This window comes from Achromobacter aegrifaciens (genome assembly GCF_902859965.1).
Classification (GTDB): Bacteria; Pseudomonadota; Gammaproteobacteria; order Burkholderiales; family Burkholderiaceae_B; genus Achromobacter; species Achromobacter aegrifaciens.
Genome location: NZ_CADIKO010000002.1, coordinates 261,769 through 275,833, shown reverse-complemented (window position 1 = coordinate 275,833; position 14,065 = coordinate 261,769). Strand labels below are relative to the sequence as shown.

Genomic DNA, 14,065 nt, shown 5'->3' with positions numbered 1-14,065 from the left:
ACGGCAGTCGGGTGTCTACGGGTACGGCGTGGAATGGAAGAAGGCGGTCTTAATGAGCTTGCAGCTTCGCCGAGATGCGCCGGGCCGCGGCCACGGTCATTTCGGTCAATGCCTCGGGCCGCTGGGCGGCCCGGGTCGACGGCGCCATCAGCGTGATCGAGGCCACGGCCTGGTTGGCGCGTTGAAAAATGGGGACGCTGACGCCCCAGACGCCGGCATCGACTTCGCTGTCGGTGACGGCATAGCCCTGGGTGCGGATGGCTTCCAGTTCGTGGCCCAGCCGGCCGGCGTCCACGTCGGCCTCGGCCGCCAGATACGCCAACGCGGCCTGCTGTCGGGCAAGCGGCATGAAAGCCAGCAGCGACTTGGCCGAGGCGCCGCGCGCCAGCGGCAGGCCGCGCCCCTTGGTGAAGGAACAGCGCAGCGGATGCTGGCTCTCGATCATGTCCAGGCACACGGCCTGATCCTTGACCGCCACCAGCAAGCCTATGGTTTCGCCAGAAGCGGCGGCCAGCGCGGCCATGTCGGGCTGCGCTTCATGGATCAGGAACGAGGATTGGTCAAAGCCCCAGGCCAGTTGCACGCACAGCGGGCCGGGACCGTACTCGCCATCGTGCTCGGCGACGAAGCCCCAGCGCTTGAGCAGCGCCACCTGGCGGTAGAGGGTGCTTTGCGCCAGGCCGGTCTGCTCGGCCAGCGCGGCGATGCTGAGGGGGCCGTCGTGCCTGGCCAGGGTGGCCAGCACATACAGCACGCGATCCGCGCCTGCCCCGACTGATAGATCCGCTTTCAACATTTGGCTCCAAGCTAACGGAGCGCAGATTATCAATTTATGGCTCTTACCCTGCTTTTTATTCCCGAATACTGAGAATTAATAGGGAAAACCCCAGAGCCCAGACGCAAAAAAAGCGCCCGAAGGCGCCAAAGCATCCGCCGCGCCCCGGCGGCGCACGGCGGCGCAAGCCGCGGCCAGAGGCCGGTCAGGGCTGGTGCGCGGTCGACCCCAGGATGCGCTCGGCGCAACGCGCCCAGTACAGCAGCCGCGCGTCCTCCTTCACGAAGCCGACCATCTGGAAGCCCAGCGGCAGGCCATTGGGGCCGCGCGCCACCGGCAAGGTGATGGACGGGTTGTGCAGCAGCGACCAGATGCGGATGAAGGCGGAGCTGCCGGTGGAGCTGGCCGGCGGCGCCTCGCCCAGCGTGGACGGCATGGCCACTGCGTCGACTTCGCGCGCAACGTCGTAGAACGCCCGGCGGCATGCGTCGGCGGCATCCAGCGCCCCCGCGTACTCGGCCGCGGACAGGCCCTCGCCCATCGTCAGGTACTCGATCAGCCCGGGATCGCACAGCGCCGCATGATCGCGCTTGATGGCGGCATACTCGCGCGCCAGGTCGTAGGCCATGATCACGTCCTGCGCCTCGCCCATGGTGTCGAAGGCCGCGGGCATGGCCAATTCCGTGACCTTGACGCCTGCGGCCGACAAGGCGCGCAGATTGGCCTCGAAGCTTTCGCGCATGCAGGGCTCGGTGTCGGCCCAGTCCTTCGGCCGCCAAACGCCCAGGCGGAAATCGCTGCGCAATGCGGAGGCCGGATCGAACCGGGGATCGCCGGTAAACGCCCGCATGAACAAGGCCGCGTCGTCGACCGAACGCGAGATCGGTCCGATCACGTCCAGCACCCGCGAATAGCGCCGGATCGCCACGTAGGGAATGGCGTCCAGCGTGGGCTTGAAGCCCACCGCGCCGCAGAACGCCGAGGGCCGCAGAATCGAACCCGCCGTCTGCGTGCCGATGGACAGCGGCGCCATGAAATCGGCAACGGCCGCCGCCGAACCGGCCGAGGACGCGGCCGGTGTGCGGGTCAGGTCATGCGGATTACGCGCAGGCCCCGGCAGCATGATGGCGTGGCGCGACACGGTGTTCTTGCCCAGCACGTTGAACCCCAGCTCATGCGCCTGCGTCACCACGGGCGCGTCGGCCTCGGGCTGGCGGCCGGGGAAGATCTCGGGGTCGCCCAATTCGGTGGGCATGGCCGCCGTGTCGATGGTGTCCTTGATGCCCAGCGGCACGCCGTCCAGCGCGCGCCGCCGGCCGTGGCGGTCCCATTCACGGGCGCGGGCCAGCGCGCCCTCGGCGTCCACCCGGACCCAGGCCTTGACGCCGCCGTTGCGCTCTTCGATGCGGTCCAGGCAGGCGCGCGCCCAGGCTTCGCAGGTCAGCGTGCCCTGCTCCAGCGCGGCCAGGCCCTGGGTGGCGGTCAAGGCGGCGATGGCGTCGGGCGCCGGGCGGCGCGCAACGGACGCCGGGGAAACCATGGTTTCGGAAGTAGGCAAGATACGGCTCCTGCAAAGGGATATGGAAATATGGATTTGCCATCCGCGACGGCGGCTGCCGGCGGGATGGCTCTGGCGGTTTCAAGCGGGGATGCTGCCGCCGGGCGGACGGTCCGCGCCCGCGTGGCCGCCCCGTCCTATGTACAGATCGCTCATATGCTGGTTGGCCAGCAGCGCCTGCCCCGTGTCGGTCAGCACGATGCGGCCGGAATCCAGGATGTAGCCGCGATCGCTGAACGCCAGCGCCTGGCGCGCGCGCTGCTCCACCATCAGCACGCCCACGCCGATCTGCGGCAACCGCCGCACTTCGGCGAACACCTGCTCGGTCAGCGCCGGCGACAAGGCGGCGGACGGTTCGTCCAGCACCATCAGGCGCGGCGAGGACATCAGCGCCCGGGCGAAGGCCAGTTGCTGGCGTTCGCCGCCGGACAGGTTCTCGGCGTGGGTCTTGCGCCGCCCGGCCAGCGCCGGGAACAGCTCGAACATGTCGCGAATGCGCTTTTCACGCGCCTGCACGTGTTCCACCACCTGCAGGTTCTCCAGCACGGTCAGCGCGCCGAACACATTGCGCACCTGCGGCACATAGGAGATACCGATGCGCACGCGCTCCTCGACCGGCAGCGTGAGCAGGTCGCGGCCGTCAAAGGCCATGGTGCCGGCGATGCGCGGCAACAGGCCCATCACCGCCTTGACCAGCGTGGACTTGCCTGCGCCGTTGGTGCCGGCGATGGTAACGATCTCGCGCGGCGCCACGTGCATGTCGATGCCGGACACGATATCGACCTCGCCGTAGCCGCCGGACAGGCTTTGCATGACGAGCTGGCTCATATCACTCCCCCCATGTACGCTTCGCGCACCTGTTCATTGGCCAGGACGCTGTCGGGCGTGCCTTCGGCGATGACGCGGCCGCGGTCCATGACGTACATGCGCGGCACGATGCGCGACAGCTCTTCCAGGTTGTGTTCGATGATGGCGACGGTCAGGCCGCGCTGGTTGAGTTCCACGATGCGCGCCGACAGCTCCTCGATCAGCACCGGGTTGACGCCGGCGAACGGCTCGTCCAGCAGGATGCAGCGCGGCTCCAGCATCAAGAGCCGTCCCAGCTCCAGCAGCTTCTTCTGGCCGCCCGACAGTTTCCCGGCGGGCTCGTCCGCGACCCGCGACAGGTTCAGGAAGGCCAGCAGTTCATGCACGCGCTCGGCGTTGCGCGCCTCTTCGCGGGCCACCTCACGGCGGGCGAACACCAGCGCCGCCAGCTTTTCGCCGCGCTGGTCCGGCGCCGCCGCCATCATGTTGTCGAAGACCGTCAGCTGGCTGAACTCGCGCGGCACCTGGAAGGTGCGGGCCAGGCCCCGGCGCACGCGCTGGTGCACGGCCACGCCCGTGATGTCCTCGTCCGCGAAGCGCACGGACCCGGAACTGGGCGGGATGTAGCCCGTGACCACCGAGAACAGCGTGCTCTTGCCCGCGCCGTTGGTGCCTATCACCCCCACCATTTCACCCTTGCGCACTTCCAGCGACACGTCGTCCAGCGCCTTGAAGCCGCCGAAGCTGGCGCTCAGCCCTTTGATGCAAAGCAGCGTCATGCCTTTCTCCTGCGGGTAGCGGCAGCATTGCCGAAAATGCCCTGGGGCCGGTAAAGCACCACGCAGATGAGCGCCAGGCCGATGACGCCGATGCGCACGCTGGCCATCTGCACCTCCGAGATGCCGCCGACGAAGTCCCGCACGAAGCGCGAACCTTCCAGGAATCCGACCAGCAGCACCGTGCCGGCCACCACGCCGCTCAAGCGCCCCACTCCGCCCAGGATGATGGCGATCCAGATGTAGAAGGTGATCAGCGGCACGAACTGCTCGGGGCTGATGAAAGTCAGGTAGTGCGCCTGGAAGGCGCCCGCCAGGCCGGCCAGGCCCGCGCCCAGCATCAGCGAACGGGTCTTGAAGCGGGCCGGGTCCTTGCCCAGCGCCCGCACCGCGACTTCGTTGTCCCGCACCGCCTCGATCACGCGGCCAAACGGGCTGCGTATCACCAGATGGATGAGGAACAACGCGCCGGCGTTGACCGCCAGAAGCAGCAGCATGATCCACAGGTCCACCGTCTGCGGCGAGGCCCAGCCCGCGAACAGCCGCGGGATGCCTGGCAGGCCGTGCATCCCGCGCGTCAGCCATTCCTCGGTCTGCAGCATCATGCGCACCGACTCCGAGAAGCCCAGCGTCACGATGGCAAGGTAGTCGCTGCCCAGCCGCAAGGCGATCATGCCCAGCGGCCACGCGGCCAGCGCCGCGAAGGCCGCGGCCGCCGCCATGGAGATGGGGATGGGCACGCCCTTGAGCGACAGCAGGGCCGAGGTATAGGCGCCGATGGCGAAGAAGCCGACGTGGCCGAAGTTGATCAGTCCGGTGAACCCGTAATGCAGCGACAGGCCGAAGGCCAGCAGCATGTAGATCAGGATCCCGATGGCGATAGCAATCAGATAGGCTTCCATGATTTCACCTCGCCGCCATCGGACGGCCGAAGATGCCCTGGGGACGCAGCAGCAGCACGCACAGCAGCACCGCGAAGGCGAACACGATCTTGTAGGCAGGTCCCACCACGAGGCTGGCGATTTCCTGCGCAATGCTGAACACCATGATCCCGACGATGGCGCCCACCGGATTGCCGATGCCGCCCAGGATCACGGCCGCGAACATGGGCATCAACAGTTCCCAGCCCAGTTCGGGGATCACCACTGCCTTGATGCCCAGCAGCACGCCGCCCAGCCCGCAATAGGCGCCCGCGATGCTCCACAGCGTGATCATCACGCGCCGTCCGCGTATGCCGCTGGCCGCGGCCAGCTCCGGGTTGTCGGCCACCGCCCGCATGCGCCGCCCGGTGGGCGTCATGTGCATCAGCGCGAACACCAGCGCCAGCGCCGCCACCGCCGTGCCGACGATGTAGAGATCGGTAGGCAAAATGCGCACGCCGCCGAAATTCCAGGCGCGCGTAAGCGGCAGGTCAAAGGTGTACTGGTCCTGCCCGGCGAAGAAGGTGATCGTGCTGCGCAGCGCGAACGCCACGCCGATGGACGCGATCAGGCGCGACACGTTGGAGCGCGACTCCAGCGGCCGGAACACCCAGGCATAGAAGAACAGGCTGACCAGGGTGGTGCCGGCGACGGCGGCCAGGCCGCCCGCCAGCATCGAGCCGCCGGCCAGCGCCTGCGTGAAGACGGCGGCGTAGGCGCCCAACGTCATGTAGTCGCCGCTGGCGGCATTGGGAAAGCGGGCGATGCCGAACACCAGCGTGATCGCCAGTGCCGGCAAGGCCAGCAGCATCCCGATCACAACGCCGTTGATCCCGGCGTTGATGACGGTGATTGCATCCATACTTGTGTTCCCCTAGTGTTTTTATCGTCAGACTTTGCCGGCGATGACTTCATTGAGCACCAGCTTGCCGTCGCGGATGTCGAAGACGCCAAAGTCCGGCACGGTCTCGCCCTGCTTGCCGAAGTCCAGGCGCGAGGATGCGCCGTCGTAGTCCACCGGCTTGCCTGCGCGCAGCAGCGCTTGGCCTTGCGCAAAGCCGCTGACCTTTTCACCGCCGCCCTGCGCGGTCACGGCGCGGATCTTGCCGTTGATGGCGGCCACGTCCGCGGTGGCCCCCGCCGCCTCGATCGCCAGCGCCAGCGTGATCACCATGTCGTAGGACTGCGAAGCAAAGATGTCCGGCTCGCGCTTGGTGCGCTTGCGGAATTCGGCGGCGAAGGTCTTGTACGCCTGGTGCTCGTGGGCCGCGACGTTGGAGATCGAGATGATGCCCTCGGTGGCTTCCTTGCCCAGCGCCTTCACCAGGTCTTCGTTGGCGGTCCAGCCGGGCATGATGAACTTGCAGTCCTGGCCGGTCTGGAACCACTCCTTCAGGATGATGGTGGCGTCGGGCCGGTAAGCGCTCAGCGAGATCACGTCGGGCTTGGAGGCCAGCACCTTGGTCAGCTCGGTGCGGTAGGTGGTCTGGTTGGGTTCGTAGATGGTGAAGGCGCTGACCTTGCCGCCCTTCTCCTGCCAGGCATCACGAAAGTAGTTGGCCTGCCCCACGAAGGTGGAGTTATTGAAAGCCATGACCGCCGGCCGCTTGAAGCCGCGCTGGCGCGCCACTTCCGCAAAGGCGCGGCCGAACACGGCGTTGGACGCCTGGAACATCCAGGCCAGCCCCTGCTTGTTCTCGGTCAGCATTTCCGGCGCTCCGCAGGTGTTCATGGTGATGAGGCCCGCGGCATTGGTGATGGGCATGGCGGCCAGGCCCACCGACGACGGCCAGATGCCGACCACCGCCTCGACCTTGTTGATCTCGATCAGCTTCTTCACGGCCAGCACGGCGGCGTCGGGCTTGGTCTGGTCGTCTTCGGCGTAGAGCTGGATCTTGCGGCCGGCGGCGCCGCCGGCGGCGTTGACCTCGTCGATGGCGATCTTGATGGCTTCCAGCATGGCCGGCCCGTAGGGGCCGCCGACGCCGGTGATGGAATTGAGCGCCCCCAGGCGGAACGGCTGGGCCGACTGCGCCCGGACCAGGGAGGGCGCGGCGGCGCAGGCGGCCAGCGCGGCGCTGGCCGCGATAAAGCCGCGGCGGGAGAGATGGATGGGCTGTGTCATGAAGGTTCCTTGCGGCGTGAACATCTTTGTTCAACTTCGAATAGCCGCCGGCGTCGAAAACGCCGGCGTCCCCTTGTAGCTTGGATGCGACTTCGATACTGCCTGCTGCGGTTTGCCTGCTACGCGATGACTCCTCGGGCGCGCATGCCTGCAATGCTGTCTTCCGCCACGCCAAAGCGGCGCAGCACCTCGTCGGTGTGCTGGCCCATCAGCGGCGCCGCCGTGCGCAAGGCGCCTGGCGTTTTGGAAAACTTGGTCGGAATGCCGATGGTCTTCATCTTGCCCAGCGCGGGATGGTCCAGTTCCTGCACCATGCCGCGCGCCAGGTAATGCGGGTCCTGCATGGCCTGGCCGAAATCGTTGATCGGGCCGCAGGGCACGGACGCCCGTTCGCAGCGCTCGATCCATTCGGCCGCGTCGGCGCGCGCAAACTCCGCTTCCAATATGGGTTCCAGCTCGGCAATGTGGGTCAGCCGGTCGGAGTTGGTAATGAAGCGCGGATCGGTGATCAGTTCAGGCCGTTCCAGCACATCCGCGCACAGGCGTTCCCAGGTGCGCTGGTTGGCCGCGCCTATCATGATGTAGCCCTGGCGCGTGTTGAACGCCTGATATGGCGCCGACACGCGGTGCCGGCTGCCGGTGCCTTCCGGCACCGTGCCGTCGGCAAAATAGGCGGCGGCTTCCCAGACGAACCAGGGCAGTCCGCACTCGGCCAGCGCGATGTCGATGTGCTGGCCCTCGCCCGTCTTCATCTGGTGGATGCAGGCGGCCAGGATGGCGTAGACCGCGGTCAGGCCCGCCCCCACGTCATAAATGGCGATGCCCGATTTCAAGGGCCGCCCGCCGGGTTCGCCCGTCATGCTCATGATGCCGCTCATGCCCTGGGCCACCAGGTCGAAGCCGCCCTTGCCCGCGTAGGGTCCGGAATGGCCGTAGCCGGAGATGGAGCAATACACCAGGCGCGGATTGATGCGCGACAGCGTTTCGTAGTCCACGCCCAGCGACTTGGTCACGCCCACGCGGTAGTTCTCCACCACCACGTCGGCCCAGCGCGCCAGCTCGTACAGCACCTCGCGGGCCTCGGGGTCCTTCAGGTTCAGCGCCACGCCCTGCTTGTTGCGGTTGATCTGGGCGAAACAGGTGGATTCGCCGTTCACATAGGGGCCCATTTCACGGGAGTCGTCGCCGGCGCCGGTCTTCTCGACCTTGATGACCTCGGCGCCCAGGTCGGCCAGCACCATGGTGCAGTACGGCCCGGCCATGATCTGCGAAAGATCCAGGATCTTGATGCCGGCAAGGGGGGATGCAGCTTGAGTCATATGCGGTCCGTCTTGGGTCGGTGGCCGGATCAGCGGCCGATGAATTCAGGAATGCGCTTGGCGGCGAAGGCTTCGCGGCCGCGCCGGTAGTCCTCGGTGCCGAAGCATTCGTAGGCTTCGCTGCGTTCGTCCGGAGTCAATGCGCGTCCTTCGCGCAGCTGGCTCACGAAGCGCTTGTGCCAGCGGTTGACCAGCGGCGCCGCCGCGGCGATGCGGCGGGCGGTCGCGTAGGTCTGTTCCGCCACGCGTTCGTCATCCACCACGCGGGTCAGCAGCCCCTTGGACATGGCCTCTTCGGCGCCGAAGATGTTTCCTTCCAGCAGGATTTCCAGCACGCGCGCAGCGCCCACCACGCGGATCAGGTCGGTCAGTTCCTGATGGTCCACGGTCAGCCCGATGCGATTCACCGGGATGCCGTAGCGGCTGTTGCGCCCGCCGATGCGGATGTCGCACAGGGCGGCCAGCTCCAGCCCGCCGCCCACGCACACGCCTTCGATGCAGGCCACGGTCGGATGGCGCAGGTGCTTGAGCGTGTCGGTCATGGACAGGGTGAAGAGCGCGTATTCGGCCGCTTGCGCGGCGCCGTCGCGGTCTTCCTCGAAGCCGCCGATGTCGCTGCCGGCACAGAAGGCCCCGCCCGCGCCGCGCAGCACCACGCAGCGCACGTCGTCGTCGGCGTCGAGTTCGCGCATGACCCGGCCGAATTCCCGGTACATGTCCAGCGTGAACGCGTTGCGCTTTTCCGGGCGGTTCATCAGCACGGTGGCCACGCCGTCGGCGTCGCGGCTCAGGTCTATGCTCATGCCGCGCCCTCCAGGCGCAGTTCGGTGCCCTTGAGCACCACCCTGCCGTCCAGTTCCAGCGTGGCGTCGGTGACGATGGTGTCGTAGTGCGCCGCCGCCTTGACGGTGCCGCCAATGTAGGCGCTGGTGCCCAGCGCCAGCTGGATCGAGCCGTAGACCGATTCGTCGGACAGCATGGTGCCGTCCAGCTGGCAGCGCGGGTTCATGCCTACGCCCAGCTCGCCCAGGTTGTAGACCAGCGGATCGTTGAAGCTGGCCAGCAGATCGCGGAACTGGCGCGCCACCGCGCCGCCCTCGATCGCCACCGCCATGCCCTTTTCCATATGGATGCGCACGGGTTCGTCGCGGATCAGCGAGACGCCGGGGATGCTGGCGTTGACCACGATCACGCCTTCGGCCGTGCCTTCCACGGGCGCCAGGCTGGACTCCAGGCAATAGCCCGCCGAAATGTCGGTGGTGTTGGCAAAGCCGTGCAGCGCGCGGCCGCGGCGGCCGGCGATGCTCATGGTCACGTCGGTGCCGAGTTCGCTGGTGACGCGGGCGGTGTCGGCGCGGGTCAGCGCGTCGGCCAGCCCCTGGATCTGCGGGCGCAACGCATCGAAATCGCAGTCCCAGCCTTCGGCCAGAAAGAAATCGGGCAGGTGTGATTCGGGCAGCACGATCACGCCGACCCCGGCGCGCGTGGCCTGCTGGCGCGCATCGGTGTGCGCGGCATTGGCGCGGGTCAGCGCGATGACCAGGTCGGCCGCCTGCATGGCCTGGGCCACCACCGGCGACAACTGCCGGCCGTGGCGCGCGGAGCCGGCGATCTGCAGCAGATGCAGGCCGGCGCCCGCCTCGTCCACCGCAATGGCCAGGGGCTCCACGTTATGGTGGGTATGCAGGTCATACAGCACCAGCACTTCCATGCCCGGCTTGGCCGCGCCCAGCTGGCTGACCACCTTGCGCGCGTTCTTCAGTTTCAACAATGTATGCATGGCGCGCTCCTCAAGCCGCTTGCGACGCGCGGGCGTCGGCGATACGCTGGGCGTCGGCCACCGCGCGTCCGAGGATGTCCAGGCCGCGGGCCAGTTCCTCGTCGGTAATGGAAAGCGGCGCCAGGAAGCGGATCACGTTGCCGTAAAAGCCCGCCTTCACCAGCACCAGCCCGCCCTGGTAGGCGGCCTGCACGATGTGGGCCGCCAGGTCGCCAGCGGGACTGTCGTCGCCCGCGCCGCGCACGACTTCGAACGCCACCATGGCGCCCAGGCCACGCACGTCGCCGACGATGCCGTACTGGCCGGCCCAGTCCGCAAAGCGTGTGCGCACCCGGCTGCCCAGGTCGCTGGCTCGCGCCGCGTAGTCTTCGCGCCGCATGACGGCAATGGTGGCGAGCGCCGCGGCGCACGCCAGCGGGTTGCCGCCATAGGTGCCGCCCAGGCCTCCCACGGCGGGCGCGTCCATCAGGTCGGCGCGCCCCACCAGCGCCGCTATCGGCAGCCCCCCGCCCATGGACTTGGCCAGGGTGTAAAGGTCGGCCTCGATGCCGGCATGCTGGGTGGCGAACCATTCACCGGTGCGGCAGAAACCAGACTGGATCTCGTCGGCGATCAGCACGATGCCGTGTTGGGTGCAGTAGGCGCGCAGCGCCTGCAGGAAGGCGGGCGGCGCGGCATGGAAACCGCCCTCGCCCTGCACCGGCTCGATGATCACCGCGGCGACCTGCTCCGGCGTGACCTCGGTTTCGACCAGGCGGCGGAATTCATTGAAGGCGGCCTCGGCGCATTCGGCTTCGGTCAGCCCCGAGCGGTAGCGCACCGGGAACGGCGCGCGATAGACCTCGGATGCGAAGGGACCGAAGCCGGTCTTGTAGGCGGGCGCCTTGGCGGTCAGGGACAGCGCCATGTAGGTGCGGCCATGGAAGGCGTTCTCGAAGGCCACCACCGCCTGCCGGCCGGTGGCGCGGCGCGCCACCTTGATGGCGTTTTCGACGGCCTCGGCGCCAGTCGTCTGCAGCATGGCCTTCTTGGGCCAGGATCCCGGGACCAGGCCGACCAGCGTCTCGGCCAGCTCGATGTATTCCGGATACATGACGATGTTGAAGCAGGTGTGCAGGTAGCGCGCCGCCTGCGCCTGGACGGCGGCCACCACCTCGGGGTGCGCATGTCCCACGTTCAGGGTGCCGATGCCGCCGGCGAAATCGATGTACGCGTTGCCGTCCAGGTCGGTCAGCGTGGCGCCGCGGGCAGCGGCCGCGAACACCGGAGGGCCATTGGCCACGCCCAGCGCGACCGCGGCATTGCGCCGGGCCAGATACGCCTGGCACTGCGGGCCGGGAAGTTGAGGGGACTGCGCGGCGTCTTTCATTGCCCAGGGCTCCTTGGATGAGTGGGTACGGCGACGAAGTGAAGCCACTATATTCTTGTGCGTTTTATTGTGTCAATGCTGATTTACAACTACGCATTCTAAATTGTGCACAATCTTGCGTTCAAATTGTGATATGCTTTGCCCCACTCAACCCAGGTGCCTACATGCCCACTAAACGCGCGACTGCCTCTGCTGACGCCGCCGCCCCCGAAACACGCAAGGCGGCCTCCACCCACGAAGTCATACTGGATATGCGGGAACGCATTGCGTCGCAGGCCTTGCTGCCCGGCACCCGCGTGCCGGAAGAAGACCTGGCGCAGGCCTATGACATCCCGCGCGCCAAGGCGCGCGAAGTGCTGGCGACGCTGGAAGACCGCGCGCTGGTGGAACGGGTGCCCAACAAGGGCGCCGTGGTGGCCCTGGTCGACATGGAAACCACTTATCGCCTGTATCAGGTGCGCGAAGCCCTGGACGGACTGGCGGTGCGGCTGGCCATGGCCAACGCCACGCCCGCCGACTGGGAAGCGATGCAGGCCCTGCTGGGCGAGCCCTTCGAACAAAGCCTGAAAAGCGGCGACATCGAGGCGCACGTGGCCACGATCGAGCAGTTCCGCAACCACATCAAGGAACTGGCGCGCAATCCGGTGCTGAGCGACATGATCGAGCGCATCTACGACCGCACCCGCGTGTCGATGCGCCGCGTGGCCCTGCTGCCGGGCCGCTCAGAGATGGGGATCAAGCAATACCGCGCCCTGCTGGACGCCATGGTGCGCGGCGACGGCGACGAGGCCGAGCGCTGCGTGCGCGAATTGAACGGCAGCGCCCGCGACTACATCGAGCGCTACAAGAACTACGTGATCTGAATCGGGCCGGCCCCTTGCGGGCCGGCCTTGGGCAAGCCCGCGCCTCAGGGCGCGGCGGGCTCGTCGTAGTTATTGAGCTTCACGCCCGAAACGCCCTGGACCGCGGAAGACGCGGCCGGGGCTTTCTTTTCTGCGGCGGGAGCCTGCGCGGCTGCCGCGCCCTGCTCCGCACTGGCCGGCGCGCCCGCTGCCGCGCCCGTTGTCGTCCCCGCCGCCTCGGCGCCTTCTTCGGCCGGCCGCGCCGCCCGCAGCTTGCGGCGGGTTTCTTCTTGTTGCGCGATCAGCTTGTCCAGTTCCGCCGCCACTGCCGTGGACTTGCCCGTCCTGGCCCAATCGGCCGGGGTCTGGCCCTTGGTATCGCGCGACCCCACGTCCGCCCCCGCCTTGAGCAGCAGGTCCACCATGGGCTTGCGGCCCGACAGCGCCGCCATCATCAGCGGCGTTTCGCCATTGGGCGCGGGCGCGTTGACCATGGCCTTGTGCGCCAGCAGCAGGCGCGCCATTTCCAGCTGGCCCTTCGAGGCCGCGTAATGCAGCGGCGTCCAGCCCAGGCGGTTGACCTGGGCGCCGCGCGCGATCAGCTTCTTGGCGCGTTCGGTCTGGCCGGCGATGGCCAGGTACATCAGCGGCGTCTCGCCCGCCGGGTTCTCGGCGTTGACGTCGGTGCGCTTGTCGGCGGCGATTACGTCGAACACCTTCCAGGCGCCGTCCACCACCGCGCGCATCAGCGCGGGCTGGCCATTCTTGTAGCGCACGTTGGGATCTTCGCCGCGCGCCAGCAGTTCCTTGATGTCGTCCGGGTAGTCATTGGCGACGTAGACCCACCAATCGCCGGGATTGGCGGCCTGCGCCGCAGCGGGAACCGCCATGCCCACGGCCAGCGCCAGCAGCGCTCCACGGCAACACGACAAGAAGGCGTTCTGGACGGAAGCGTTGCGGGCAGCCATGGATTTCCTATAAATCACTTTAAATAAATTAGATTAGATTATTTCTTTATCTTATTGAAAAGACGGAAGAAATTTTCGGTTGATGCACGCGCCACTTCGGCCACGGGTATGCCCCTGAGATCCGCGATCTTCTCCGCCACGTGGATCACCTTGGACGGATCGTTCAGCTTGCCGCGGTACGGCACCGGCGCCAGATACGGCGAATCGGTTTCGATCAGCAAGCGGTCCAGCGGCACCTTGGCGGCCACTTCATGCACGATCTGCGCATTCTTGAAGGTCACGATGCCGGACAGGGAAATATAGAAGTTCTGGTCCAGCGCAGCCTGTGCCACTTCCCAATTTTCGGTAAAGCAATGCATCACGCCGCCGACCTCGGCCGCGCGCTCTTCCCGCAGCATGCGCACGGTGTCCTCGGCGGACGAGCGCGTGTGCACGATCAGGGGCAGGCCCGTGTCGCGGGCGGCGCGGATGTGGCGGCGAAAACGCTCGCGCTGCCAGTCCAGCGGTTCGGACAGGCGGTAGTAGTCCAGCCCGGTCTCGCCGATGGCCACGACCTTGGGATGCTCGGACAGGCGCGCCAGCTCTTCGGGCGTGGGATCCGGAGTGTCTTCGTAATCGGGATGCACGCCGACCGAGGCCCACAGATTGGCCTGCGGTTCGACCAGCGACATCAGGCCCGGCCATTCCGGCATGTTGACGCTGACGACCAGCGCGTGCGTGACCTGGTTGGCGGCCATCCGGTCAAGTATGGCCGGCAGGTCGGCGGCCAGCTCCGGGAAGTTCAAATGGCAGTGGGAATCGACGTACATGATGAGTCTGGATACAA

At 67.3% G+C, this 14,065-nt stretch carries 14 protein-coding genes; 1 reads left to right on the top strand and 13 read right to left on the bottom strand.

The features are described from left to right. Nucleotides 1-49 precede the first annotated feature (49 nt). The 11 genes from HV793_RS12510 to gabT all read right to left on the bottom strand — a co-directional run bounded on the left by HV793_RS12510 (nt 50) and on the right by gabT (nt 11,429). Nucleotides 50-796 (bottom strand): IclR family transcriptional regulator, encoded by a 747-nt coding sequence (locus HV793_RS12510; RefSeq protein ID WP_054456762.1) that lies wholly within the window; start codon nt 794-796, stop codon nt 50-52. A 184-nt stretch (nt 797-980) separates the two neighbouring features. Beyond that, complete coding sequence (locus tag HV793_RS12505; RefSeq protein ID WP_175213255.1) at nt 981-2,333, bottom strand: amidase; 1,353 nt, start codon at nt 2,331-2,333, stop codon at nt 981-983. Between the two features lie 81 nt (nt 2,334-2,414). After that, nucleotides 2,415-3,161 (bottom strand): ABC transporter ATP-binding protein, encoded by a 747-nt coding sequence (locus HV793_RS12500; protein ID WP_175213254.1) that lies wholly within the window; start codon nt 3,159-3,161, stop codon nt 2,415-2,417. Beyond that, complete coding sequence (locus HV793_RS12495; RefSeq protein ID WP_054456759.1) at nt 3,158-3,919, bottom strand: ABC transporter ATP-binding protein; 762 nt, start codon at nt 3,917-3,919, stop codon at nt 3,158-3,160. The genes HV793_RS12500 and HV793_RS12495 overlap by 4 nt, the downstream gene beginning before the upstream one ends. Continuing rightward, nucleotides 3,916-4,818, bottom strand: coding sequence for a branched-chain amino acid ABC transporter permease (locus HV793_RS12490; RefSeq protein ID WP_088140207.1), 903 nt, complete (start codon nt 4,816-4,818; stop codon nt 3,916-3,918). The genes HV793_RS12495 and HV793_RS12490 overlap by 4 nt, the downstream gene beginning before the upstream one ends. A gap of 4 nt (nt 4,819-4,822) precedes the next feature. Next, nucleotides 4,823-5,698, bottom strand: coding sequence for a branched-chain amino acid ABC transporter permease (locus HV793_RS12485; RefSeq protein WP_054456757.1), 876 nt, complete (start codon nt 5,696-5,698; stop codon nt 4,823-4,825). A gap of 27 nt (nt 5,699-5,725) precedes the next feature. Further along, nucleotides 5,726-6,961 carry an ABC transporter substrate-binding protein gene (locus HV793_RS12480; RefSeq protein ID WP_225588714.1) on the bottom strand — a complete coding sequence of 412 codons (1,236 nt, stop codon included), beginning with the start codon at nt 6,959-6,961 and terminating at the stop codon, nt 5,726-5,728. Between the two features lie 119 nt (nt 6,962-7,080). After that, the gene (locus tag HV793_RS12475) at nt 7,081-8,280 is read right to left on the bottom strand and encodes a CaiB/BaiF CoA transferase family protein (RefSeq protein WP_175162942.1); all 1,200 of its coding nucleotides are present in this window, start codon (nt 8,278-8,280) and stop codon (nt 7,081-7,083) included. A 29-nt stretch (nt 8,281-8,309) separates the two neighbouring features. Further along, nucleotides 8,310-9,083, bottom strand: a complete 774-nt coding sequence (locus HV793_RS12470) for an enoyl-CoA hydratase/isomerase family protein (RefSeq protein WP_175213253.1) — start codon at nt 9,081-9,083, stop codon at nt 8,310-8,312. After that, nucleotides 9,080-10,060 (bottom strand): aminopeptidase, encoded by a 981-nt coding sequence (locus HV793_RS12465; RefSeq protein ID WP_175180816.1) that lies wholly within the window; start codon nt 10,058-10,060, stop codon nt 9,080-9,082. Before HV793_RS12465 ends, HV793_RS12470 begins: the two co-directional genes overlap by 4 nt. 10 nt (nt 10,061-10,070) lie before the next feature. Further along, entirely contained in the window at nt 10,071-11,429 is a 1,359-nt protein-coding gene (gene gabT, locus HV793_RS12460; protein ID WP_175213252.1) for a 4-aminobutyrate--2-oxoglutarate transaminase, read from the bottom strand. A gap of 164 nt (nt 11,430-11,593) precedes the next feature. On the opposite strand from gabT, the gene HV793_RS12455 reads away from it, so the two are divergent. After that, entirely contained in the window at nt 11,594-12,292 is a 699-nt protein-coding gene (locus HV793_RS12455; protein ID WP_054456751.1) for a GntR family transcriptional regulator, read from the top strand. A gap of 44 nt (nt 12,293-12,336) precedes the next feature. On the opposite strand, the gene HV793_RS12450 is transcribed toward HV793_RS12455, so the two are convergent. Together HV793_RS12450 and HV793_RS12445 are read right to left on the bottom strand one after the other, a co-directional pair. Then, nucleotides 12,337-13,239 carry an ankyrin repeat domain-containing protein gene (locus tag HV793_RS12450; RefSeq protein WP_175213251.1) on the bottom strand — a complete coding sequence of 301 codons (903 nt, stop codon included), beginning with the start codon at nt 13,237-13,239 and terminating at the stop codon, nt 12,337-12,339. A 38-nt stretch (nt 13,240-13,277) separates the two neighbouring features. Beyond that, nucleotides 13,278-14,048, bottom strand: coding sequence for a TatD family hydrolase (locus tag HV793_RS12445; RefSeq protein WP_054456749.1), 771 nt, complete (start codon nt 14,046-14,048; stop codon nt 13,278-13,280). Nucleotides 14,049-14,065: the final 17 nt, after the last annotated feature.

Bases quoted from the DNA above. Each gene is read 5' to 3' on its own strand.
- HV793_RS12510 (WP_054456762.1), bottom strand. From the start codon at position 796: ATGTTGAAAGCGGATCTATCAGTCGGGGCAGGCGCGGATCGCGTGCTG.
- HV793_RS12500 (WP_175213254.1), bottom strand. From the start codon at position 3,161: ATGAGCCAGCTCGTCATGCAAAGCCTGTCCGGCGGCTACGGCGAGGTC.
- HV793_RS12495 (WP_054456759.1), bottom strand. From the start codon at position 3,919: ATGACGCTGCTTTGCATCAAAGGGCTGAGCGCCAGCTTCGGCGGCTTC.
- HV793_RS12490 (WP_088140207.1), bottom strand. From the start codon at position 4,818: ATGGAAGCCTATCTGATTGCTATCGCCATCGGGATCCTGATCTACATG.
- HV793_RS12485 (WP_054456757.1), bottom strand. From the start codon at position 5,698: ATGGATGCAATCACCGTCATCAACGCCGGGATCAACGGCGTTGTGATC.
- HV793_RS12480 (WP_225588714.1), bottom strand. From the start codon at position 6,961: ATGACACAGCCCATCCATCTCTCCCGCCGCGGCTTTATCGCGGCCAGC.
- HV793_RS12475 (WP_175162942.1), bottom strand. From the start codon at position 8,280: ATGACTCAAGCTGCATCCCCCCTTGCCGGCATCAAGATCCTGGATCTT.
- HV793_RS12470 (WP_175213253.1), bottom strand. From the start codon at position 9,083: ATGAGCATAGACCTGAGCCGCGACGCCGACGGCGTGGCCACCGTGCTG.
- HV793_RS12465 (WP_175180816.1), bottom strand. From the start codon at position 10,060: ATGCATACATTGTTGAAACTGAAGAACGCGCGCAAGGTGGTCAGCCAG.
- gabT (WP_175213252.1), bottom strand. From the start codon at position 11,429: ATGAAAGACGCCGCGCAGTCCCCTCAACTTCCCGGCCCGCAGTGCCAG.
- HV793_RS12455 (WP_054456751.1), top strand. From the start codon at position 11,594: ATGCCCACTAAACGCGCGACTGCCTCTGCTGACGCCGCCGCCCCCGAA.
- HV793_RS12450 (WP_175213251.1), bottom strand. From the start codon at position 13,239: ATGGCTGCCCGCAACGCTTCCGTCCAGAACGCCTTCTTGTCGTGTTGC.
- HV793_RS12445 (WP_054456749.1), bottom strand. From the start codon at position 14,048: ATGTACGTCGATTCCCACTGCCATTTGAACTTCCCGGAGCTGGCCGCC.